Origin of the sequence: Caballeronia sordidicola, assembly GCF_001544455.2 — a bacterium.
Taxonomy (GTDB): Bacteria; Pseudomonadota; Gammaproteobacteria; order Burkholderiales; family Burkholderiaceae; genus Caballeronia; species Caballeronia sordidicola.
In genome coordinates this window covers 87329-105079 of sequence record NZ_FCOC02000011.1, presented here as the reverse complement: position 1 = coordinate 105079, position 17751 = coordinate 87329, and the positions used below count along the sequence as shown (strand labels likewise).

Here is a 17751-nt window from a genome sequence, read left to right as displayed (position 1 = left end):
TCAAAGTCCTTACGCAAAAAGCCTGTCCTGGCTATGAGTCGTGTTCCTATTCATGCGAACGCGAATCGGCGTGTTTATCATCGATTTGAAAGAAGCGGATCAAGGCGCGCTCAAGTTTTACCGGGCACTGCCGTAAAGCCTTCCATGGTCTTGGGAAAGGCATATGGCACATCCAGCGCGACGACTCTATGTACAGATGGCGACGGCAAACGCACTCATGGTGCTGGCTAATCTCGCCCTTGCCGTCTTTACACTCGGCGGCTGGTACTTCATGCCCGTTGCGGTTTACCTAGGACTGGCCATCGTGGCGTGGGCAATCCGGTTCATTGTGTTCGCTTTCGTGCGCCGCCACTTCGCGCGACGCAACTGGCACAGCCTGATCGCCGAATGCGGCGGCGACGAACAACGCGCTTACGCCATGCTGCTGCAAGACATCGGCTACGGACGAGGCTGATTGTTTCCAGCGCGCGGAAAACCTTCGCGCAGTAATGAAGTGACGCAGACCATGCGCGTCCGCCTTCCTGATCCATCTCCCGTCCCCGCCCGCTGATTATTCCCCACACCGCAAACTGCACCGCACAAACAGATATCATGTGCGCTCTCAATACTGCCGTGCATACCCGGCATTCTGCTGGAGTTTCTATGGCCTCATTCCCCGAAAGCGTCAGCATGGCGTTGTTTTGCGACTTCGAAAACGTCGCCCTCGGCGTGCGCGACGCGAAGTACGACAAGTTCGACATCATGCCGGTGCTCGAACGCCTGCTGCTCAAGGGCAGCATCGTGGTGAAAAAGGCTTATTGCGACTGGGATCGCTACAAGGGTTTCAAAGCCGCCATGCACGAAGCGAGTTTCGAACTGATCGAAATTCCACACGTGCGTCAGTCGGGCAAGAATTCGGCGGACATCCGCCTCGTGGTCGACGCGCTCGACCTTTGTTATACGAAATCGCACGTCGATACCTTCGTCATCATCAGCGGGGACTCGGATTTTTCGCCGCTGGTGTCGAAGTTGCGTGAGAACGCGAAGAAAGTGATCGGCGTGGGCGTGAAAAATTCGACCTCCGATCTGCTCGTCGCAAATTGCGATGAATTCATCTTCTACGATGACCTCGTGCGCGAGCAGCAACGCGCCATCGCCAAGCGCGAAGCGCGCGAGGCCCGTGAAGCGCGCGACGCGCGCGATGCGCATGCGGCGGCGGCATCGGCATCTTCGTCGAACAAGCGCAGCGCCGACGACGATCGCCAACCGAAGCAGGAAATCGAAGCGCGCAAGGCGAAAGCCATCGCGATCGCCGTGGAAACATTCGATGACCTCGCCTCCGAGCGCGGCGAGAGCGGGAAGATCTGGGCGTCAGTGCTGAAGAGCGCGATCAAGCGGCGCAAGCCCGATTTCAACGAGTCGTACTACGGCTTCCGCGCGTTCGGCAACCTGCTCGAGGAAGCGCAGTCGCGCGGTTTGCTGGAAGTTGGCCGCGATGAAAAATCGGGCGCATTCGTGTTCAGGACGCAGACGAGCGCTGCTGTGGAAACGGTGCGTGAAGTCGAGGCGCCGGTCATGACGACGGAAAACCGTCAAGCGGCCAAATCGGGTAGCGAGCGCAATCGCCGCAGAGGCCGCAACACGCGAGCCCAAGTTTCCGAGCCGCTCTTCGTTGAGGCCCAATCTGAAGCCGCCGACTCGCAAACCGACACTCAAACCGGCGCGCAAATCGGATTCGGCAGCGAGTGGAATCGCGAAAGCGAGCCACAGCAGTATCCGGGTTCGCCGTTTGATGAAGCTTCCGACGCGGAACCGCGCCAAAAATCCGGCAGAGAGCGCAACCGCAGAAATGGACGCAATGCCCGGCCGCAGCAAGCTCGTGAACCCCTGTTTGCCGATGCACCCGATGCCCAGCCCGAAACGTCTCAAGCGTCTCACGAACACCCGTTCTTCGAACGGGCGCCGGTGACGGTTGAAGAGCCCGCAATCGCACCGATACCCGCAATCAGGCAGCGCGAGGAAGAAGCGCTCGCGTTGCTGAGCGAGATGAACGAGGAGCCACAACCGAAACGGGGCGCAGCGCGGCGCGGACGTCAGGTTGCAGCGAAGAAAGTCGCGGCGAAGACATCACAGGCAGAGCTGGCTGACGTTGCCACCATCGCTGAAACCGTGAACAGTGACAGCGACGCACAGCCGGAAAAAGTCCCCGCCGCTGCAAAAAAAGCCGCATCGAAGAAAACGCCGCGCAAGACAGCGCCGCGCAGCCGGCGTTCAAAACCCGCGGCGGCAAGCGAAGAGTGAGTGTCCGAGATCGGAAAAACGCTTTAGGCAGTTAGGCTCCGGCCAATAAAAAAGCGGCACGCTCACGCGTGCCGCTTTTCCACATCCACTCCAGGGCCGCTTATTGCGGTGCGCCCTTGTCGTTCGTACCCATCGCCGACGCAGCCGCGGCCGCCGATGCGCCCTTCAAATGCGAGGCCTTGTCCTGCTGGTGCAACGTCGTGCCGCCCGCATCCGATGCCGCTTTTTTGTGCCTGTGCGGCAGATGCGGCTTGGGTTCTTTCGGGCTCACCGGCGGCTTGCTGACGTCGGTCTTCGAACCGCCGCCACCGCCCGCGCCCTGAGCCATTGCCGCGCCTGCAAACGCGAATGCGAGTGCACCAACCAATGCAATTTGCGAAAACTTCTTCATTGAAAATCTCCCTGGAGTTGTGAATCGATTGCAGCATCGCATTGTTGTTCGAAATAACGAGAATTTCAACGAAATCAGAATATTCCTATCGGAAATTCGTCTTCGCGAGTTCCACGATTTCGTCGCCGCGACCGTTCAGGATCGCCCGCAGCATGTAGAGACTGAAGCCTTTCGCCTGCGCCAGCCCCACTTTTGGCGGCATGGCAAGCTCGTGTTTCGATGTCACCACGTCCACGAGCGCCGGCCCCGGATGCGCGAAAGCCTTTTGCAGCGCCTCTGCGATGTCTTCCGACTCCTCCACGCGGACGCTGAAAATGCCCGCGCCCTGAGCGATTGCCGCGAAGTCGGTCTTGGCCAGATCAACGTTGGTATCGAGGTAACCGGCGGCCTTCAGCTCCATTGAAACGAAGCCAAGCAGACTGTTGTTATAAACCACCACCTTGATGGGCAGGCCAAGTTGGCGGGCGCTTAAAAGGTCGCCGAGCAGCATCGACAAACCGCCGTCGCCCGATAACGAAATCACTTGCCGCCCGGGGTGCCCTGCCTGCGCGCCAAGCGCCTGCGGCATGGCGTTCGCCATGGAACCGTGGTTGAACGAGCCGTGAAGCTGACGCTTGCCGTTCATTGTCAGGTAGCGCGCGGCCCAGACGGTCGGCGTGCCGACATCGGCGGTGAAAATGGCGTTTTCGTCGGCGGCTTCGTTGATCAGCTTCGTCAGGTATTGCGGATGGATCGGGCGGCCCGGACCCGAGGGTGTCGCCAGTTCGTCGAGTCCCTTTCTCGCCGATGCGTAGTGCTTGCGCGCGGTATCGATGAAACTGCGGTCCGGCTTGCGCGCGATCTTTGGCAACACAGCGGCGACCGTTTCCTTCACCGTGCCGACGAGTCCGAGCGACAAAGGTGCTCGCGCGCCGAGTCTCGAGCCGCGCCAGTCGATTTGGATAATTTTGGCATCGGTCGGATAGAACGGGCGGTACGGGAAATCGCAGCCGAGCAAAAGCAGCGTGTCGCACGACATCATGGCGTGATAGCCCGAGCTGAAGCCGATCAGCCCCGTCATGCCGACGTCGTACGGATTGTCCCACTCAATGAACTGCTTGCCGCGCATGGCGTGCACGACTGGCGCGCCGAGCGCGTCCGCGAGCGCGACGACTTCGTCGTGCGCGCCGGCCGTGCCGCTGCCGCACATGAGCGTGACGGCTTCCGACTCGTTCAGCATGGACGCGAGCCGTTCAATATCGATATCCGACGGCAGGATGGTCGAGGGTCCCGTAGCCGACCACGAGGGCGTCTCGGCAGGCGCTTCGCTCAGCGCAACGTCGCCCGGCAGCACGATCACCGCCACGCCGCGTTCTTCAATTGCCGTGCGCATTGCACGTGCGAGCACACGGGGAAACTGCGCGGCGCTGGACACGAGCTCTACGTAATGGCTGCATTCCTTGAAAAGCGCGGTCGGATGCGTCTCCTGGAAATACCCAAGCCCGATCTCCGACGACGGAATATGCGCGGCGATCGCCAATACCGGCTGCTGATTCCTGTGACAGTCGTACAACCCGTTGATCAGATGCAAATTGCCCGGGCCGCAACTGCCGGCGCACACCGCGAGCTTGCCCGTCGACGCCGCGTCGGCGCCTGCCGCGAACGCCGCGACCTCCTCGTGCCGCGTGTGCATCCATTTGATCGAGCCGACCTGATCGAGGCTGTAGGCAAGCCCGTTCAGGCTGTCGCCCGTCACACCCCAGATTCGTTCGACACCCGCCGCGGCCAGTGTCTTCGCCAGAAATTCCGCAACCGTGTTTTTTGCCATGTCCTGCTCCTTGAGGAAAAAAGAGGGGGTCGTGCCGGTATTGCGTGAGTGCGTTGTCAGGTTTTCTTTGTGATGAGTTGAACCGGGAAATAACTCGAAAAGCATAGACGCCATGCGGCGGCATATCCATGAAAGATCGTCTTTCGCGCGCATTGCTAGAATGTCCGCCCGCCCTTCGCTTCAATGTGCCCAGGCAACGCCGATGGATCTCGAACGCATTCTCTTTACACAAGGCTTCGGATCGCGCCGCCAATGCCGCGCGCTGGTCGCGGATGGGCGCGTGTCCATTGGCGGAGCGGCGTGCACCAATCCGGACATGCTGATTGCATCCGACATGCTTCAGTTTTTCGCGTTCGATGTCGATGGCGTGAGCTGGCAGTATCGCGAGAAAGCGTATCTGGCGCTGAACAAGCCAGCGGCCTACGAGTGCTCGCGCGATCCGCAGCATCATCTGAGCGTGTTTCATCTGCTGCCGCCGCAACTGGCGGAGCGCGGCGTGCAATGCGTCGGGCGGCTGGATCAGGACACGACCGGCCTCCTGCTTTTGTCCGACGATGGCGCGTTTGTCCACGCATTCACATCGCCGAAAAAGAAGGTGCCGAAGGTCTATCTCGCGACCACGAAACATCCTATCGATGAAGCGCAACTCAGCGCCCTTCAGCAAGGCGTCCTGCTGCACGGCGAACCACAGCCGATAGCTGCCGTCTCGGCGCATCGACGTGACGAGCGGCTGCTGGAACTGTCCGTGCTGGAAGGTAAGTATCACCAGGTCAAGCGCATGGTTGCAGCGGCGGGAAATCGCGTGGAAAAGCTGCATCGGGAACGTATTGGCGGATATGGTCTGCCGGCCGATCTTGCCGAAGGTCAGTGGCGCTGGCTGAATGACGCGGATCTGGCGATGCTCAGGCAAAGCTGAACGCATTGCATCCATCCGGGCCCGCCGAGCGTAAATCCTGGCATCCCTTCACCTTTACGGTCTTCATGCCAGTACAACAAAAGCGCCGCACCCTCATGCTTGGATTTGCCAGCTTATGCGCCACGGCGCTCGCCGCATGCAGCCCGGTCAGGCTTCTGAACGCGGCGATTCCATCCGGCGGCTACCGGAAGACAGCCGACATAGCGTATGGCGCGGACCCGGCGCAGGAACTCGATGCGTACGTTCCAACGCAGCCCGCCGCGCCAGGAGAAAAGCGCCCGGTCGTGGTGTTCTTTTATGGCGGAAGCTGGCAGAACGGCAGCCGGGGCAACTATCTTTTCGTGGCTCAGGCGCTGACCTCGCGCGGCTACGTGGCCGTGCTGCCCGACTATCGGAAGTATCCGCAAACGGCTTTCCCCGGTTTCGTCGATGACGCCGCTGCCGCCGTGCGCTGGGCGCGTGATCACGCGCCTGAATTCGGCGGCGATCCAAACCGCCTGTTCGTCATGGGCCATTCCGCCGGCGCGCATCTCGCGGCGTTGATTGCAACGGACCCGCATTATCTGGCGTCGCAATCGATGTCGAAAGCCGATCTGTGCGGCGTGATCGGCCTCGCCGGACCTTACGATTTCCTGCCGATAAAAGACCGCACGCTGCTCGATGTATTCCCGGCCAGCACGCGCCCCGAAAGCCAGCCGGTCAACTACGTCACCGGCCACGAACCGCCCATGTTCCTTGCCGCCGGCACCGGCGACACCACCGTCGATCCAGGCAACACCGACCGCCTCGCGGCCGTGCTGCGCAAACACGGCGATTCGGTGGAAGTGAAGCACTACGAGGGGTTCAGTCACGTGCGGATTGTTTCTGCGCTGGCGTTGCCCTTGCGCGGACATTCAACAGTGCTGGCTGATGTTTCTGCGTTTATCGATTCACGCTGATCGTTGCGTAAATGCAAGCCCGTTGTAACCGCACTGCAGCATGCCTTTCTTCGGACCTAAATCTATACTGCTTTCACGACTATTAAAAAAGCAGGAGGCCGCCATGGCCGCCCACATGACCATTGCAATGATCGCGTTCGTGGCAATCAGCGTGGTGTTTATTGTCGGTTTGATGGTGACGATGCATCTGCGCCACCGTTACCAGCCAAATCTGATCGGGGCGCTGATCGGCGCATTGCTTTGTTTCATTTTGCTCGAGACGTTGCCGGTTCTGATGTGATGCCCGTTGTGATACCGCTCATGACGCCGCTCAGAAAATCGTCGATGCTCGGATATCGCAGCGTATAACGCAACTCGTCCCGAAGCCGGGTGTTTTTCAAACGTCGCGACTCGCGCATGAAAGAAAGCATCATGGGCTCGAGTTGCGCTTCTGCGTCCTCGCGTGAAACGCGCGGCGCGCGCGGCAGGCCGTATGCGTCGGCAATACGGTCGAAATAGTCGCCCATGCGCAACTCGCTGTCATCCGATGCGTGGATCACGCGCTGCGGCCGTGCCCGCCGTATTGCCAGCACCATGATGGCTGCGAGATCGTCGGCGTGAATGTGATTGGTGAAGACATCGTCGGCGGCCGCGAGCGCGGGCGTGCCTTTTTGCAACCGGGCGAGCGGCAGGCGATTGGCCGCATAAATGCCGGGAATCCGCACAATCGATGCGCTCATTGCACCGCGCCGCGTCGCGCGCCGCAATTGCATTTCCGCCGATACCCGCCGTTTCGCCCGCCCGTTGTCTGGCCGCACGCGGCGGGTTTCGTCGATCCGGGCGCCGCCGCAATCGCCATAAACGCCGGACGTGCTTGCGTAAACCACGCGTATGGGCAACCTGCGCACGACCGCGCCCGAAACCCGGTCGGGTACAATAGACGCTCTTTTTGTGGCTCCGGCACGGCGCTTGAAAGTCGCGCGAAACCATCCGCGCCATGCCCGCTGGCGGCCGAGCGCCGCGGTCGCCATGCGCGCCACCGAGCGTCGCGGCCTGCTTAATGCTGCAATCAGCGCGCGGGTGCGAAGATCGTCACTACCGGATTTCTGGGGTGGCGCGAGATGCAGCACCGTGGAGGCGAGCCCGGCGAGGCGTCGCAAGCTGCGGCGCTCGTCGAGGTTGCCCAGAAGCGGCGTTGTGCCGGCTGCGCGCAGTTCGGCGGCTCGCGCGGGCTGGCTTGTCAGCGCGATCACGCGGGGTGCGGCAGCGCGTTGAGTCAGGAGTGGCGCGCAGCGCAGGCCCACGTCGCCGCAACCGGCAATCAGCACACGCGCGCGCCGTAGTTTTCGAGTGGCGATCATGCTGTCGATTGTAGCCGCGAGCGCTTTGGCTTTTGTTTCATCCAACTCATCCAGGATCTATGGCTTTCAACGTTACGCTCCGGCAAAGCGGCCGGCAGTTTCAGGTAGAACCTGACGAAGCAGTGTTGCTCGCAGCGCTGCGCCAGGGTATCGGACTTCCCTACGGCTGCAAGAACGGAGCCTGTGGTTCATGCAAGGGCACGGTCGTTTCGGGCGAAGTCGACCAGGCGCCCCATTCCTCGTCGGCATTGTCCAACGACGAAAAAACCCGCGGCATGGCGCTGCTCTGCTGCGCGACGCCCAAGGGCGATCTCGTGGTCGATATCCGCGAAGTAGCGGGTGTGGGCGACGTCCAGGTCAAGAAGCTGCCTTGCCGCGTGAACGCGCTGGAACGCAAGGGCACGGATGTCGTGGAACTGAAGCTGCAATTGCCCGCGAACGAACGCCTGCAGTATCTGGCCGGACAGTACATCGAATTCATCCTGAAGGACGGCAAGCGCCGCAGCTATTCAATGGCGAGCCCGCCGCATCACGAAGGCCCGATCGAGCTGCATATCCGCCACATGCCCGGCGGCACGTTCACGGACCACGTGTTCGGCAACATGAAAGAGCGCGACATCCTGCGCTTCGAAGGCCCGCTCGGTACATTCTTCCTGCGTGAGGATTCGGACAAGCCGATCATCCTGCTCGCCTCGGGAACGGGTTTCGCGCCGATCAAGGCGATCATCGAACATGCGGTGTTCAAGAATCTGAACCGGCCCATGACGCTCTATTGGGGCGGCCGCCGCAAGCAAGACCTTTACATGATGGAGCTGGCCGAAACCTGGGCCAGGGAAGTGCCGAACTTCTCCTTCGTGCCGGTCTTGTCCGAACCCGACAGTACCGACGAATGGACAGGACGTACCGGCTTTGTTCATCGTGCTGTCATTGAAGATCTGCCAGACTTGAGCGCGTACCAGGTGTACGCGTGCGGCGCGCCGGTGATGGTGGAATCGGCTCAGCGTGACTTCACGAATCATCATCGTTTGCCGGAAGACGAGTTTTACGCCGACTCGTTCACCAGCGCGGCCGATCTCGCAAATCCGGTTTGATGGTTGGGCCGGGAACGTGACGGCCCGATAAAAATCGGCCGTCACGGTTTACATGCACGAACTTCCTATCGTATTCTTCGCAAATGCTCAGCCTCCAGACCCATCTTCGACGTCGCCGCTCGCCGCTTCCCTAGGGATGCCGCTGGCTCGTCACGGATTGGCGCTTGATTTCAAGCCTGCGCACATTTCGCCACCATGAAGCCACGGACATCCGTGGCTTTTTGCATTTCCGGCACCGTTTCATCCTTCGCCGCTTTTTTCCTTTGCTGTCTTTGTGGAGCCCGCCGTCATGAATTTCCAAGAGTATCCCGTTGAATCGTTGATGTTCATCACGAACCGTCCCGAGATTGTGTTCACGCACGGCAAGGGTTCCTGGCTCTACGACAACAACGAGAAGCGATACCTGGATTTCATCCAGGGCTGGGCGGTGAACAGTCTCGGCCATTGCAACGACGGCATGATCGAAGCCCTGAACAAACAGGCGCGCACGCTGATCAACCCGTCGCCCGCGTTCTACAACGCACCGATGGCGCAGCTCGCCGGCCTGCTCACCGCGAATAGCTGCTTCGACAAAGTGTTCTTCGCCAACAGCGGCGCGGAAGCCAACGAAGGCGCGATCAAGCTCGCGCGCAAGTGGGGCAAGAAATTCAGGGGCGGCGCGTACGAGATCATTACCTTCGATCACAGCTTCCACGGCCGGACGCTCGCGACCATGTCGGCCTCGGGCAAGCCGGGCTGGGACACCATTTATGCACCGCAAGTGCCGGGCTTTCCAAAGGCCGACTTGAACGACATTGCATCGGTTGAAAAACTGATCACCGATAAAACCGTCGGCGTGATGCTCGAACCCATTCAAGGCGAAGGCGGCGTGATCCCGGCCACGCGCGAATTCATGCAGGCGTTGCGCGCGCTGACGAAGAAGCACAATCTGCTGATGATCGTGGATGAAGTGCAAAGCGGCTGCGGACGCGCCGGCACATTGTTCGCGTATGAATTGTCGGGCGTCGAGCCGGACATCATGACGTTGGGCAAGGGCATTGGCGGCGGGGTGCCGCTGGCGGCGTTGTTGTCGACCAAGGAAATCGCCTGCTTCGAACCCGGCGATCAGGGTGGCACGTACAACGGCAATCCGTTGATGACCGCCGTGGGTTATTCGGTGATTTCGCAATTGACGGCGCCGGGCTTTCTGGAAGGCGTGCGTGAACGCGGCGAATATCTGAAGGCGCAGTTGCTGCAGCTTTCGGAAGAGCGCGGCTTCAATGGCGAACGCGGCGAAGGCCTGCTGCGCGCGCTGCTGCTAAATAATGACAGCGGTCCGAAGATTGTGGAAATGGCGCGCGACATGGGCCCGGACGGCTTGCTGCTGAACGCCGCACGTCCGAACCTGCTGCGCTTCATGCCGGCGCTGAACGTGACGAACGACGAGATCGATCTGATGATGTCGATGCTGCGTTCCATTCTCGACAAGCTGTGAACATCCGCATTTTCGATGAGCGCGACACGGACGCCGTGCTCGCGCTCTGGTCAGAGGCGTTTCCCGAATACGCGGCACCTGGAAAACCGCAGCGTGATCCGCGTTTATCGATACGGAACAAGATGGCCATGCAGCCCGAATTGTTCTTCGTCGGCGTGCTGGGCGAGCGCGTGATTGGCACGGTCCTGACGGGCTACGACGGACATCGCGGATGGCTGTATTCGCTCGCGGTCGCCGCGGACCAGCGCGGAAACGGCTATGGGCGCGCGCTGGTTGAACACGCGGAACGTGCGCTCGCATCCATCGGATGTCCGAAGCTCAATCTGCAGATCATGGCGAACAAACCGGAGACGCGGGCGTTCTACGCAAAGCTCGGGTATCACATGGATGAAGTCGTCAGTCTCGGTAAGCGGCTTCCGGCGTAAAAAACCGCATGCCTTGGATCAGGCATGCGGTTTTTAACAACTGCTCGGCGAAGATTATTCGCCCAGATAAGCTGCCCGAACCTTCGGATCATCCAGCATCTGCTTCGCGTCACCGGACATGGTGACCAGACCCGAATCCATCACGTAGCCGCGATTCGCCGCCTGCAACGCGAGCCGCGCGTTTTGCTCGACCAGCAGCACCGTCAGGCCTTCAGCGGAAATCTCGCGCACCACCTCGAAGATTTTCTCGACCATGATCGGCGAGAGACCCATCGAGGGTTCATCGAGCAAGAGCAATTTCGGGCGCGACAACAACGCGCGCGCCATTGCCAGCATCTGCTGCTCGCCGCCCGACAACGTGCCCGCATATTGCGCCGCGCGTTCCTTCAGGCGCGGGAAGAAACCGAACATGCGATCGGTGTCCTTCTGGATTTCGTCCTTGTCGTCGCGCAAATACGCGCCCATCTGCATGTTTTCCAGAATCGACATGCGCGCGAAAATGCCACGGCCTTCCGGCACCATCGCGAGGCCGCGCTTGAGCAGTTCGTGCGACGGCACGCCCTTGATCGACTTGCCCATGTATTCGATATCGCCCGCCGAATACGGCTTGAGTCCCGTGATGGCTTTCATCGTGGTCGTCTTGCCCGCACCGTTCGCGCCGATCAGCGTCACGAGTTCGCCCTGCCCGACCTCCAGATCCACGCCCTTCACCGCGTGAATGCCGCCGTAGCTCACCTGCAGGCCCTTGATTTTCAGCATCGCCGTTCCTGCAGCCATGCCGTTCGTTCCGTTCGTCGTCGCCATCAGTGAACCCCTGCCCCGAGATAAGCCTCGATCACCTTCGGATCCTTCTGCACGTCTTGTGGCAGACCCTCGGCGATCACCTTGCCGTAATCGAGCACCGTCATCCGGTTGCACAATCCCATCACCAGTTTCACATCGTGTTCGATCAGCAGGATCGTGCGGCCGTCGCTGCGGATCTTGTCGAGCAGGCGCGTGAGTTCCACTTTTTCCGTGGCGTTCATGCCGGCGGCGGGTTCATCGAGTGCGAGCAGCTTTGGATCGGTCGCCAATGCGCGCGCGATTTCCAGACGCCGCTGATGCCCGTACGACAGATTGCGCGACGTGTAATCCGCGTACTGCAGCACGCCCACGTACTCGAGCAGTTCCAGCGCGCGCTCCTTGATTTCCTTCTCTTCCCGGCGCTCCGAAGGCGTCTGCAACACTGCGCCAATCAGCCCGTGCTTGGTGCGGACGTGCCGCCCGACCATAACGTTTTCCAACGCGGTCATGCCGCCGAACAAACGGATGTTCTGGAACGTGCGCGCAATGCCGGCCTTCGCCACCTGATGCACGGCGGTCGGCGTATAAGGCGTTCCGTCGAGCACGAACGAGCCCGAATCCGGCGTGTACAAGCCCGTGATCACGTTGAAGAACGTCGTCTTGCCCGCGCCGTTCGGGCCGATCAAACCGTAGATCTGGCCTTCCCTGATTTCCAGGCCGACTTCGGACAGCGCCTGCAAACCGCCGAAGCGCTTGTTCACGCCCTTGACCGACAGTCGAATGGGTTTATCGCTCATTGTGTATTTCTCCGCTCTCTTCTGGCGTCAGGCGCGGACCGGCTTCTTGCCGGCGCGCTTTGCGATCTTCGCGATCTTGTCTTCGTGTTTCGGCGACGGCCACAGGCCTTCCGAGCGATACAGCATGATCAGCACCATCGCGAGGCCGTACAGCAGCTGGCGGATGACTTCCGTGTCGACAATCTGATGGCCGAAGATGGCGTTCTGCAACGGACCCATGGTCGAGCGCAGGAATTCGGGGAACACGGCGAGCAGCACCGCGCCCAGAATCACGCCCGGAATGTGGCCCATGCCGCCGAGCACCACGCAGGCGAGCACCACGATGGACTCCCAGAACGTGAACGATTCCGGCGATACAAAACCCTGGAACGTGCCGAACATCGCGCCCGACAAACCGCCGAAGGACGCGCCCATCGCGAACGCCAGCAGCTTCACGTTACGCGTGTTGATGCCCATTGCTTTCGCGGCGATTTCGTCTTCGCGGATCGCGGCCCATGCGCGGCCAATCCGCGAGTGCTGCAGGCGCACGCACACGAAGATCACGAACAGCGAACACAGCACGAACAGGTAGTAATAGTTGTAGACGGACGGAAAGTTGAATCCGAACAACGAATGCGTCTTCGATAAATCAAACCCGAACAGCGACACCGGATCGACGCCCGTAATCCCCTTCGGTCCGTTCGTGATGTTGACCGGACGATCCAGGTTGTTCATGAAGATCCGGACGATTTCCCCGAAACCGAGGGTCACGATCGCGAGGTAGTCGCCGCGCAGACGCAGGGTCGGCGCACCGAGCAGCACGCCGAAGGTAGCCGCCAGAGCCATGGCCACCGGCACGATCACCCAGATTGGCGCGTGCAGGCCGGCGGGGAACATATGCGCAATCCATTCGAATTGCGACGTTAGTTGCGGCGACGAAAGCAACGCGGCCACATAAGCGCCCACGGCATAGAACGCGATATAGCCCAGGTCCAGCAGGCCGGCGAAACCCACCACCACGTTCAGTCCCAGCGCGAGCATCACGTAGAGCATGGCGAAGTCGAGCACGCGGACCCAGTAATTGCCGCCGGCCGCGCCGATGATCATCGGCGCGAGGACCACGAGTGCGGCGACCAGCACGGTGACCACATAGTTCTTTGCGGTTTTGCGTTCAGGGATGAGCGTGGTCGACGGCTCGATTGGTTGAATTGAAGTCATGCTTGGTCTCCCTGTTTTAAGCGCGGTCTGCGACACGTTCGCCGAGCAAGCCCGACGGACGGAACACCAGCACGATGATCAGCACCACGAACGCGAACACGTCCTGGTAGTTACTGCCGAACACGCCGCCCGTCAGATTGCCGATATACCCCGCGCCCAGTTGCTCGATCAGTCCCAGCAGCACGCCGCCGACCATTGCGCCACCCAGGTTGCCGATACCGCCCAGCACCGCCGCGGTAAAGGCTTTCAGCCCTGGAATAAAGCCCATGTAGAAGTGCGCGTTGCCGTATTCGGAGGCGATCATCACGCCGGCCAGTGCGGCCAGCGCCGAGCCGATCATGAAGGTCGCCGAGATCACGAAGTTCGGGTTCACGCCCATCAGCGACGCCACGCCCGGGTTCTCGGCAATGGCGCGCATCGCACGGCCGAGTTTCGTCTTGTGAACCAGCAGCAGCAAGCCGCCCATCACAATGAACGCAACCACGATGATCACGATTTCCGTCATCGAAATCACGGCGCCTGGACGGTCGGCGGTGGCGGTGATCACGTTGATCGGATCGGTCGGCAGCAGTTGCGGGAAGGCCAGCGGATTGCGGCCCCAGATCATCATGGCGAGCGTCTGCAGGAGAATCGACACGCCGATGGCCGTGATCAGCGGCGCGAGACGCGGCGCGCGGCGCAACGGCCGGTAAGCCACGCGCTCGATGGTGTAGCCCACCACTGCACAGACAATTGCCGCTATGGCCAGCGCGATGACCAGCATCAGCGCGTGGTTCATGCCCGGAAAATGGTTCTGCATCACGCCGATGGCGGAGAGCGCGACCATGGCCCCGACCATCAGCACGTCGCCGTGAGCAAAGTTGATGATGCCGAGAATCCCGTACACCATCGTGTAACCCAACGCGATGATGGCGTAGACGCTGCCCAGCACCAGCCCGTTGATAATCTGCTGGATGAAAATATCCATTGAAGGCTCCTTAGCCCGTGCGACTAGATTTACGCTTTATCGCTGGCCGATAAACCGAAGGGAAGAAAAAAACGCAACGGCATCGCGCGTACTTGAAAAAAAACTCTAAAACGTCCGAAACTGACTACGTATCTAGGGGATTGCCTTAACTCCATGTGCATTCGCCTTACCGCGCTGCACGACTGGATTACGGCGTGATGACGTCAATGACGTTCTTCTTGTTATCCTTGAAATCGATTAGCGTGATCGCGCCGCCGCCTTTCAGATCGCCTTTGTCGTCGAATGCAATGTGCCCTGTCAGACCATTGAAATCCGTCGAACCGATTGCTGTCAGCACCTTGGGCGCTTCGACTGAATTGGCGCGCTTCATTGCATCCACAATGACGTACACCGCGTCGTACGTGAACGGCGCATCGCTCTGGACCGGCGAGTGGAAACGCGCTTCGTAACGCTTCTCGAAGTCCGCGCCCTTATCGAGTTTCGGCAAGCCCACGCCGAGTTCCGTGCAGACCACGTTCGGCAAGGCGTTGCCCGCGAGCGTGGCCAGCTCGGCGGAACAGATTCCGTCGCCGCCCAGGATTTTCGCCTTCAGGCCAAGCGCCGCCGCCTGTTTCGCGAATGGACCGGCTGTTACGTCCATGCCGCCGAACATCACCACGTCGGGCTGGACACGCTTGATCTTGTTCAGGATCGCCTTGAAGTCTTTTGCTTTGTCAGTCGTGGCTTCATGGCCCGCAATCCGGCCGCCGTTCGCCACCACCGCCTTCGCGAATTCGTTCGCGAGGCCGCGGCCGTAGATGCTGGCGTCGTCCACTACCACGATGCGTTTGCCGTGCAGCGTCTTTACCGCGTAGCCCGCGAGGACCGCGCCCTGGCGCGCGTCCGTCGGGATCACCCGGAATGTGGTCTTGAAACCTTGCTGGGTGAACCCCGGGTTCGTTGTCGATCCGGAAATCTGCGCCACGTTTGCGTCGCTATAGATTTTCGAAGCCGGAATCGACACCGCTGAATTCAAATGACCGACGACCGCCGCCACATGATCCGCCACCAGTTGCTGCGCTGCTGCGAGCCCTTTTTTCGGATCGGCGGCGTCGTCTTGTGCGTCGAGTTCGAGGTGAATTGCGTGTCCGTCGATGGTCAAGCCTTGCGCGCTGATTTCCTCGATAGCCAGCCGCGCGCCATTTTCATTGTCCTGTCCCAGATGGGCCAGCGGTCCGCTGAGCGGCGCGACATGTCCGATTTTCACGACCGTGGCATTGCTGGCGGGAACTGGCGCTGAAGCCGCGCTAGCCGACGCGTCTGTCACCGAGGCCGCCACTTGCGGCGCGCTTGCCGCAACGCTCGCGGAAGCTCCCGGCGCCGCTGCCGCCGGCTCGTTGTCATTCTTTTTGCCGCATGCCGTTGCCATCGCAACTGTTGCCGCAATGGTCACGACAAAGCCAAACTTAATTCGCATTCAATAGGTCTCCGGCGCCTTGAAAAGCTGAAGTCTCCAGCCCATCCGGCTTGGAACGCGCGCATTGTAACTCGGTTTTTGAGACGTGCAATATTGTTGATTGACAGGGGTTTTCCTCCATTGCAACCCCTGTTTTCGACGCGGATCGGCGCAAAAGCGCAACCGGGTTGCGCTCCACGGTGGTGCGCAAGTTGCACCGGCGATTAGCACTATGGGTATACACCGATGAGAGCCTTGCGCAGCGCCTGCGGGATTTTCTGGTTAATGCACATTATCAGTGCACGATCCCGATGTGAATCGGCGCCGACGGCTCATCGCTTGTACTGACGACATCCAATTGAACATTCTTTACGAAAAAAAACCGCGCCAACGCAAATTGGAGCGGTTTTTCTATTTGAGGGACGGTAACTTCCGTCAGCCCTTCCACGCCGTTCATTTCTCCGATGGCAAGGTCAATCCACGCGGCAACGGAAATGACACTTTTTCCTCAATGCCCTCGAGCGGCCGCACATTGCGAACGCCCAACTCCCGCAGGCGTGCGATCACCGCCTGGGCCAGCACCTCGGGCGCCGACGCACCCGCCGTCACGCCAATGCGCTTTTTCCCCTCGACCCATTTCGGATCGATTTGCGTCGGCGAATCCACCATATAGGCCGGAATGCCGCGCTTTTCGGCTACTTCGCGCAAGCGGCTTGAATTCGAGCTATTCGGGCTCCCGACCACGATCACCACGTCGCACTGTGGCGCGAGAAACTTCACCGCATCCTGGCGATTCTGCGTGGCATAGCAAATATCCTGTTTTTTCGGCTCTTTCACCGAAGGATATTTAGACTTCAGCGCATTGATGATCGCCGACGCGTCATCCACCGACAGCGTGGTCTGCGTCACATAGGCAATGCGATCCGGATCCGTGAGCGCCAGCGCTTCCACGTCCTCGATATCCTCGACCAGATGCATGCCCTGGCCGCTCTGGCCCATGGTGCCTTCCACTTCCGGATGGCCCTTGTGCCCGATCATCACGATATCGAAGCCGTCCTGACGCATCTTGGCGACTTCCATATGCACTTTGGTCACGAGCGGACACGTGGCGTCGAACACCCGCAAACCACGCGTTTCAGCTTCGGCGCGAACCGCCTTCGAGACTCCGTGCGCGCTGAAAATCAGCGTGCTGCCCTCGGGCGCATCGGCCAGATCCTCGATGAATACCGCGCCTTTCTTGCGCAGGTCCTCGACCACATAAGCGTTGTGCACGATCTCGTGACGCACGTAGATGGGCGCGCCGAACAGTGCAATCGCCCGCTCCACGATTTCGATCGCGCGATCGACGCCGGCGCAAAAACCGCGCGGCTGGGCGAGAAGAATTTCGACATCGAGAAGGGTGTCAGTCGAGCTCATGGCTACAGAATTCCGATGATTTTCACTTCGAACGCCAGCGGCTGGCCGGCAAGCGGATGATTGAAATCGAACAGCGCGGAGGTCTCGCCGACTTCCTTGAGGACGCCAGCGTAACGGCCGCCGCCAGGCGCGTTGAATTCCACGAGATCGCCGGGCGAAAAATCCTCACCGATCATGGCGTTTTCACGCAGCGTGGCGAGGGACACCCATTGCAGCATTTCGGGATTTCGCGGACCGAACGCCTGCTCGGGCGTCAGCCGAAAGGTCGAATGGTGCCCGACCTTCAGACCCATCAGAATGTCTTCAAGCGGCGGAGCAAGGTGACCCTCGCCCAGCAAAAGCGTGGCGGGCTTGTCGGCGAACGTGCTGACAATGTCCGCACCATCCTCAAGCGCCAGCCGGTAGTGAAGCGTGACATGCGAACCGGGTTTCACTTCAGAGATATCGATGATGCTCATGTTTGATCGTAGTAGCCGTAAGAGCCGTAATTACTT

At 60.4% G+C, this 17751-nt stretch carries 17 protein-coding genes and 1 pseudogene; 8 read left to right on the top strand and 10 right to left on the bottom strand.

What is annotated here, in order from left to right; translation table 11 throughout:
* Positions 1-163 precede the first annotated feature (163 nt).
* Positions 164-454: a hypothetical protein gene (locus AWB64_RS18200; RefSeq protein WP_157766653.1), complete on the top strand. Its 291-nt coding sequence runs from the start codon at positions 164-166 to the stop codon at positions 452-454.
* Between the two features lie 215 nt (positions 455-669).
* A pseudogene (locus tag AWB64_RS32730) lies at positions 670-1554 on the top strand (NYN domain-containing protein); the annotation flags it as partial.
* Between the two features lie 826 nt (positions 1555-2380).
* Here the strand turns inward: AWB64_RS32730 and AWB64_RS18190 are convergent.
* Together AWB64_RS18190 and poxB are read right to left on the bottom strand one after the other, a co-directional pair.
* Positions 2381-2671 (bottom strand): hypothetical protein, encoded by a 291-nt coding sequence (locus tag AWB64_RS18190; protein WP_060856828.1) that lies wholly within the window; start codon positions 2669-2671, stop codon positions 2381-2383.
* 85 nt (positions 2672-2756) lie between these two features.
* Entirely contained in the window at positions 2757-4478 is a 1722-nt protein-coding gene (gene poxB, locus AWB64_RS18185) for a ubiquinone-dependent pyruvate dehydrogenase (RefSeq protein WP_060856827.1), read from the bottom strand.
* A 202-nt stretch (positions 4479-4680) separates the two neighbouring features.
* Between poxB and AWB64_RS18180 the strand changes: the two genes are divergently transcribed.
* The 3 genes from AWB64_RS18180 to AWB64_RS31950 all read left to right on the top strand — a co-directional run bounded on the left by AWB64_RS18180 (position 4681) and on the right by AWB64_RS31950 (position 6612).
* Positions 4681-5394 carry a pseudouridine synthase gene (locus AWB64_RS18180; RefSeq protein WP_060856826.1) on the top strand — a complete coding sequence of 238 codons (714 nt, stop codon included), beginning with the start codon at positions 4681-4683 and terminating at the stop codon, positions 5392-5394.
* Positions 5395-5459: 65 nt separating this feature from the next.
* Positions 5460-6332 (top strand): alpha/beta hydrolase, encoded by an 873-nt coding sequence (locus AWB64_RS18175; RefSeq protein ID WP_082850536.1) that lies wholly within the window; start codon positions 5460-5462, stop codon positions 6330-6332.
* A 103-nt stretch (positions 6333-6435) separates the two neighbouring features.
* Positions 6436-6612, top strand: coding sequence for a hypothetical protein (locus AWB64_RS31950; RefSeq protein ID WP_167353928.1), 177 nt, complete (start codon positions 6436-6438; stop codon positions 6610-6612).
* Here the strand turns inward: AWB64_RS31950 and AWB64_RS18170 are convergent.
* A complete protein-coding gene (locus tag AWB64_RS18170; protein WP_060856909.1) occupies positions 6578-7672 on the bottom strand; it encodes an NAD-dependent epimerase/dehydratase family protein in 1095 nt (364 codons plus the stop codon). The two genes, AWB64_RS31950 and AWB64_RS18170, sit on opposite strands and share 35 nt — an antisense overlap.
* 59 nt (positions 7673-7731) lie before the next feature.
* On the opposite strand from AWB64_RS18170, the gene AWB64_RS18165 reads away from it, so the two are divergent.
* From AWB64_RS18165 to AWB64_RS18155, 3 genes are all read left to right on the top strand, one after another.
* The gene (locus tag AWB64_RS18165) at positions 7732-8763 is read left to right on the top strand and encodes a CDP-6-deoxy-delta-3,4-glucoseen reductase (protein WP_060856824.1); all 1032 of its coding nucleotides are present in this window, start codon (positions 7732-7734) and stop codon (positions 8761-8763) included.
* Between the two features lie 289 nt (positions 8764-9052).
* Positions 9053-10237: an acetylornithine transaminase gene (locus AWB64_RS18160; RefSeq protein WP_060856823.1), complete on the top strand. Its 1185-nt coding sequence runs from the start codon at positions 9053-9055 to the stop codon at positions 10235-10237.
* Positions 10234-10662 (top strand): GNAT family acetyltransferase, encoded by a 429-nt coding sequence (locus AWB64_RS18155; RefSeq protein WP_060856822.1) that lies wholly within the window; start codon positions 10234-10236, stop codon positions 10660-10662. Before AWB64_RS18160 ends, AWB64_RS18155 begins: the two co-directional genes overlap by 4 nt.
* A gap of 54 nt (positions 10663-10716) precedes the next feature.
* Here the strand turns inward: AWB64_RS18155 and AWB64_RS18150 are convergent, their stop codons facing one another.
* The 7 genes from AWB64_RS18150 to AWB64_RS18120 all read right to left on the bottom strand — a co-directional run bounded on the left by AWB64_RS18150 (position 10717) and on the right by AWB64_RS18120 (position 17715).
* Positions 10717-11421 (bottom strand): ABC transporter ATP-binding protein, encoded by a 705-nt coding sequence (locus tag AWB64_RS18150; RefSeq protein ID WP_374728633.1) that lies wholly within the window; start codon positions 11419-11421, stop codon positions 10717-10719.
* A 44-nt stretch (positions 11422-11465) separates the two neighbouring features.
* Complete coding sequence (locus AWB64_RS18145; RefSeq protein WP_056351686.1) at positions 11466-12242, bottom strand: ABC transporter ATP-binding protein; 777 nt, start codon at positions 12240-12242, stop codon at positions 11466-11468.
* Between the two features lie 27 nt (positions 12243-12269).
* Positions 12270-13439 carry an ABC transporter permease subunit gene (locus tag AWB64_RS18140; RefSeq protein ID WP_056351684.1) on the bottom strand — a complete coding sequence of 390 codons (1170 nt, stop codon included), beginning with the start codon at positions 13437-13439 and terminating at the stop codon, positions 12270-12272.
* A 16-nt stretch (positions 13440-13455) separates the two neighbouring features.
* Positions 13456-14406, bottom strand: coding sequence for a branched-chain amino acid ABC transporter permease (locus AWB64_RS18135; RefSeq protein WP_060856821.1), 951 nt, complete (start codon positions 14404-14406; stop codon positions 13456-13458).
* 187 nt (positions 14407-14593) lie between these two features.
* On the bottom strand, positions 14594-15862 hold the full coding sequence (locus AWB64_RS18130) for a branched-chain amino acid ABC transporter substrate-binding protein (RefSeq protein WP_060856820.1): 1269 nt from the start codon (positions 15860-15862) through the stop codon (positions 14594-14596).
* Positions 15863-16294: 432 nt separating this feature from the next.
* On the bottom strand, positions 16295-17257 hold the full coding sequence (ispH, locus tag AWB64_RS18125) for a 4-hydroxy-3-methylbut-2-enyl diphosphate reductase (protein ID WP_060856819.1): 963 nt from the start codon (positions 17255-17257) through the stop codon (positions 16295-16297).
* A 2-nt stretch (positions 17258-17259) separates the two neighbouring features.
* Positions 17260-17715 (bottom strand): FKBP-type peptidyl-prolyl cis-trans isomerase, encoded by a 456-nt coding sequence (locus tag AWB64_RS18120; protein WP_060856818.1) that lies wholly within the window; start codon positions 17713-17715, stop codon positions 17260-17262.
* Between the last annotated feature and the right edge of the window lie 36 nt (positions 17716-17751).

What these genes read in the sequence shown, in the direction of transcription:
- AWB64_RS18170 (WP_060856909.1), bottom strand. Translation starts at nt 7,672, where the DNA reads ATGATCGCCACTCGAAAACTACGGCGCGCGCGTGTGCTGATTGCCGGT.
- AWB64_RS18120 (WP_060856818.1), bottom strand. Translation starts at nt 17,715, where the DNA reads ATGAGCATCATCGATATCTCTGAAGTGAAACCCGGTTCGCATGTCACG.
- AWB64_RS18175 (WP_082850536.1), top strand. Translation starts at nt 5,460, where the DNA reads ATGCCAGTACAACAAAAGCGCCGCACCCTCATGCTTGGATTTGCCAGC.
- AWB64_RS18190 (WP_060856828.1), bottom strand. Translation starts at nt 2,671, where the DNA reads ATGAAGAAGTTTTCGCAAATTGCATTGGTTGGTGCACTCGCATTCGCG.
- poxB (WP_060856827.1), bottom strand. Translation starts at nt 4,478, where the DNA reads ATGGCAAAAAACACGGTTGCGGAATTTCTGGCGAAGACACTGGCCGCG.
- AWB64_RS18145 (WP_056351686.1), bottom strand. Translation starts at nt 12,242, where the DNA reads ATGAGCGATAAACCCATTCGACTGTCGGTCAAGGGCGTGAACAAGCGC.
- AWB64_RS18160 (WP_060856823.1), top strand. Translation starts at nt 9,053, where the DNA reads ATGAATTTCCAAGAGTATCCCGTTGAATCGTTGATGTTCATCACGAAC.
- AWB64_RS18130 (WP_060856820.1), bottom strand. Translation starts at nt 15,862, where the DNA reads ATGCGAATTAAGTTTGGCTTTGTCGTGACCATTGCGGCAACAGTTGCG.
- AWB64_RS18165 (WP_060856824.1), top strand. Translation starts at nt 7,732, where the DNA reads ATGGCTTTCAACGTTACGCTCCGGCAAAGCGGCCGGCAGTTTCAGGTA.
- AWB64_RS31950 (WP_167353928.1), top strand. Translation starts at nt 6,436, where the DNA reads ATGGCCGCCCACATGACCATTGCAATGATCGCGTTCGTGGCAATCAGC.
- ispH (WP_060856819.1), bottom strand. Translation starts at nt 17,257, where the DNA reads ATGAGCTCGACTGACACCCTTCTCGATGTCGAAATTCTTCTCGCCCAG.
- AWB64_RS18140 (WP_056351684.1), bottom strand. Translation starts at nt 13,439, where the DNA reads ATGACTTCAATTCAACCAATCGAGCCGTCGACCACGCTCATCCCTGAA.
- AWB64_RS18150 (WP_374728633.1), bottom strand. Translation starts at nt 11,421, where the DNA reads ATGCTGAAAATCAAGGGCCTGCAGGTGAGCTACGGCGGCATTCACGCG.
- AWB64_RS18180 (WP_060856826.1), top strand. Translation starts at nt 4,681, where the DNA reads ATGGATCTCGAACGCATTCTCTTTACACAAGGCTTCGGATCGCGCCGC.
- AWB64_RS18135 (WP_060856821.1), bottom strand. Translation starts at nt 14,406, where the DNA reads ATGGATATTTTCATCCAGCAGATTATCAACGGGCTGGTGCTGGGCAGC.
- AWB64_RS18200 (WP_157766653.1), top strand. Translation starts at nt 164, where the DNA reads ATGGCACATCCAGCGCGACGACTCTATGTACAGATGGCGACGGCAAAC.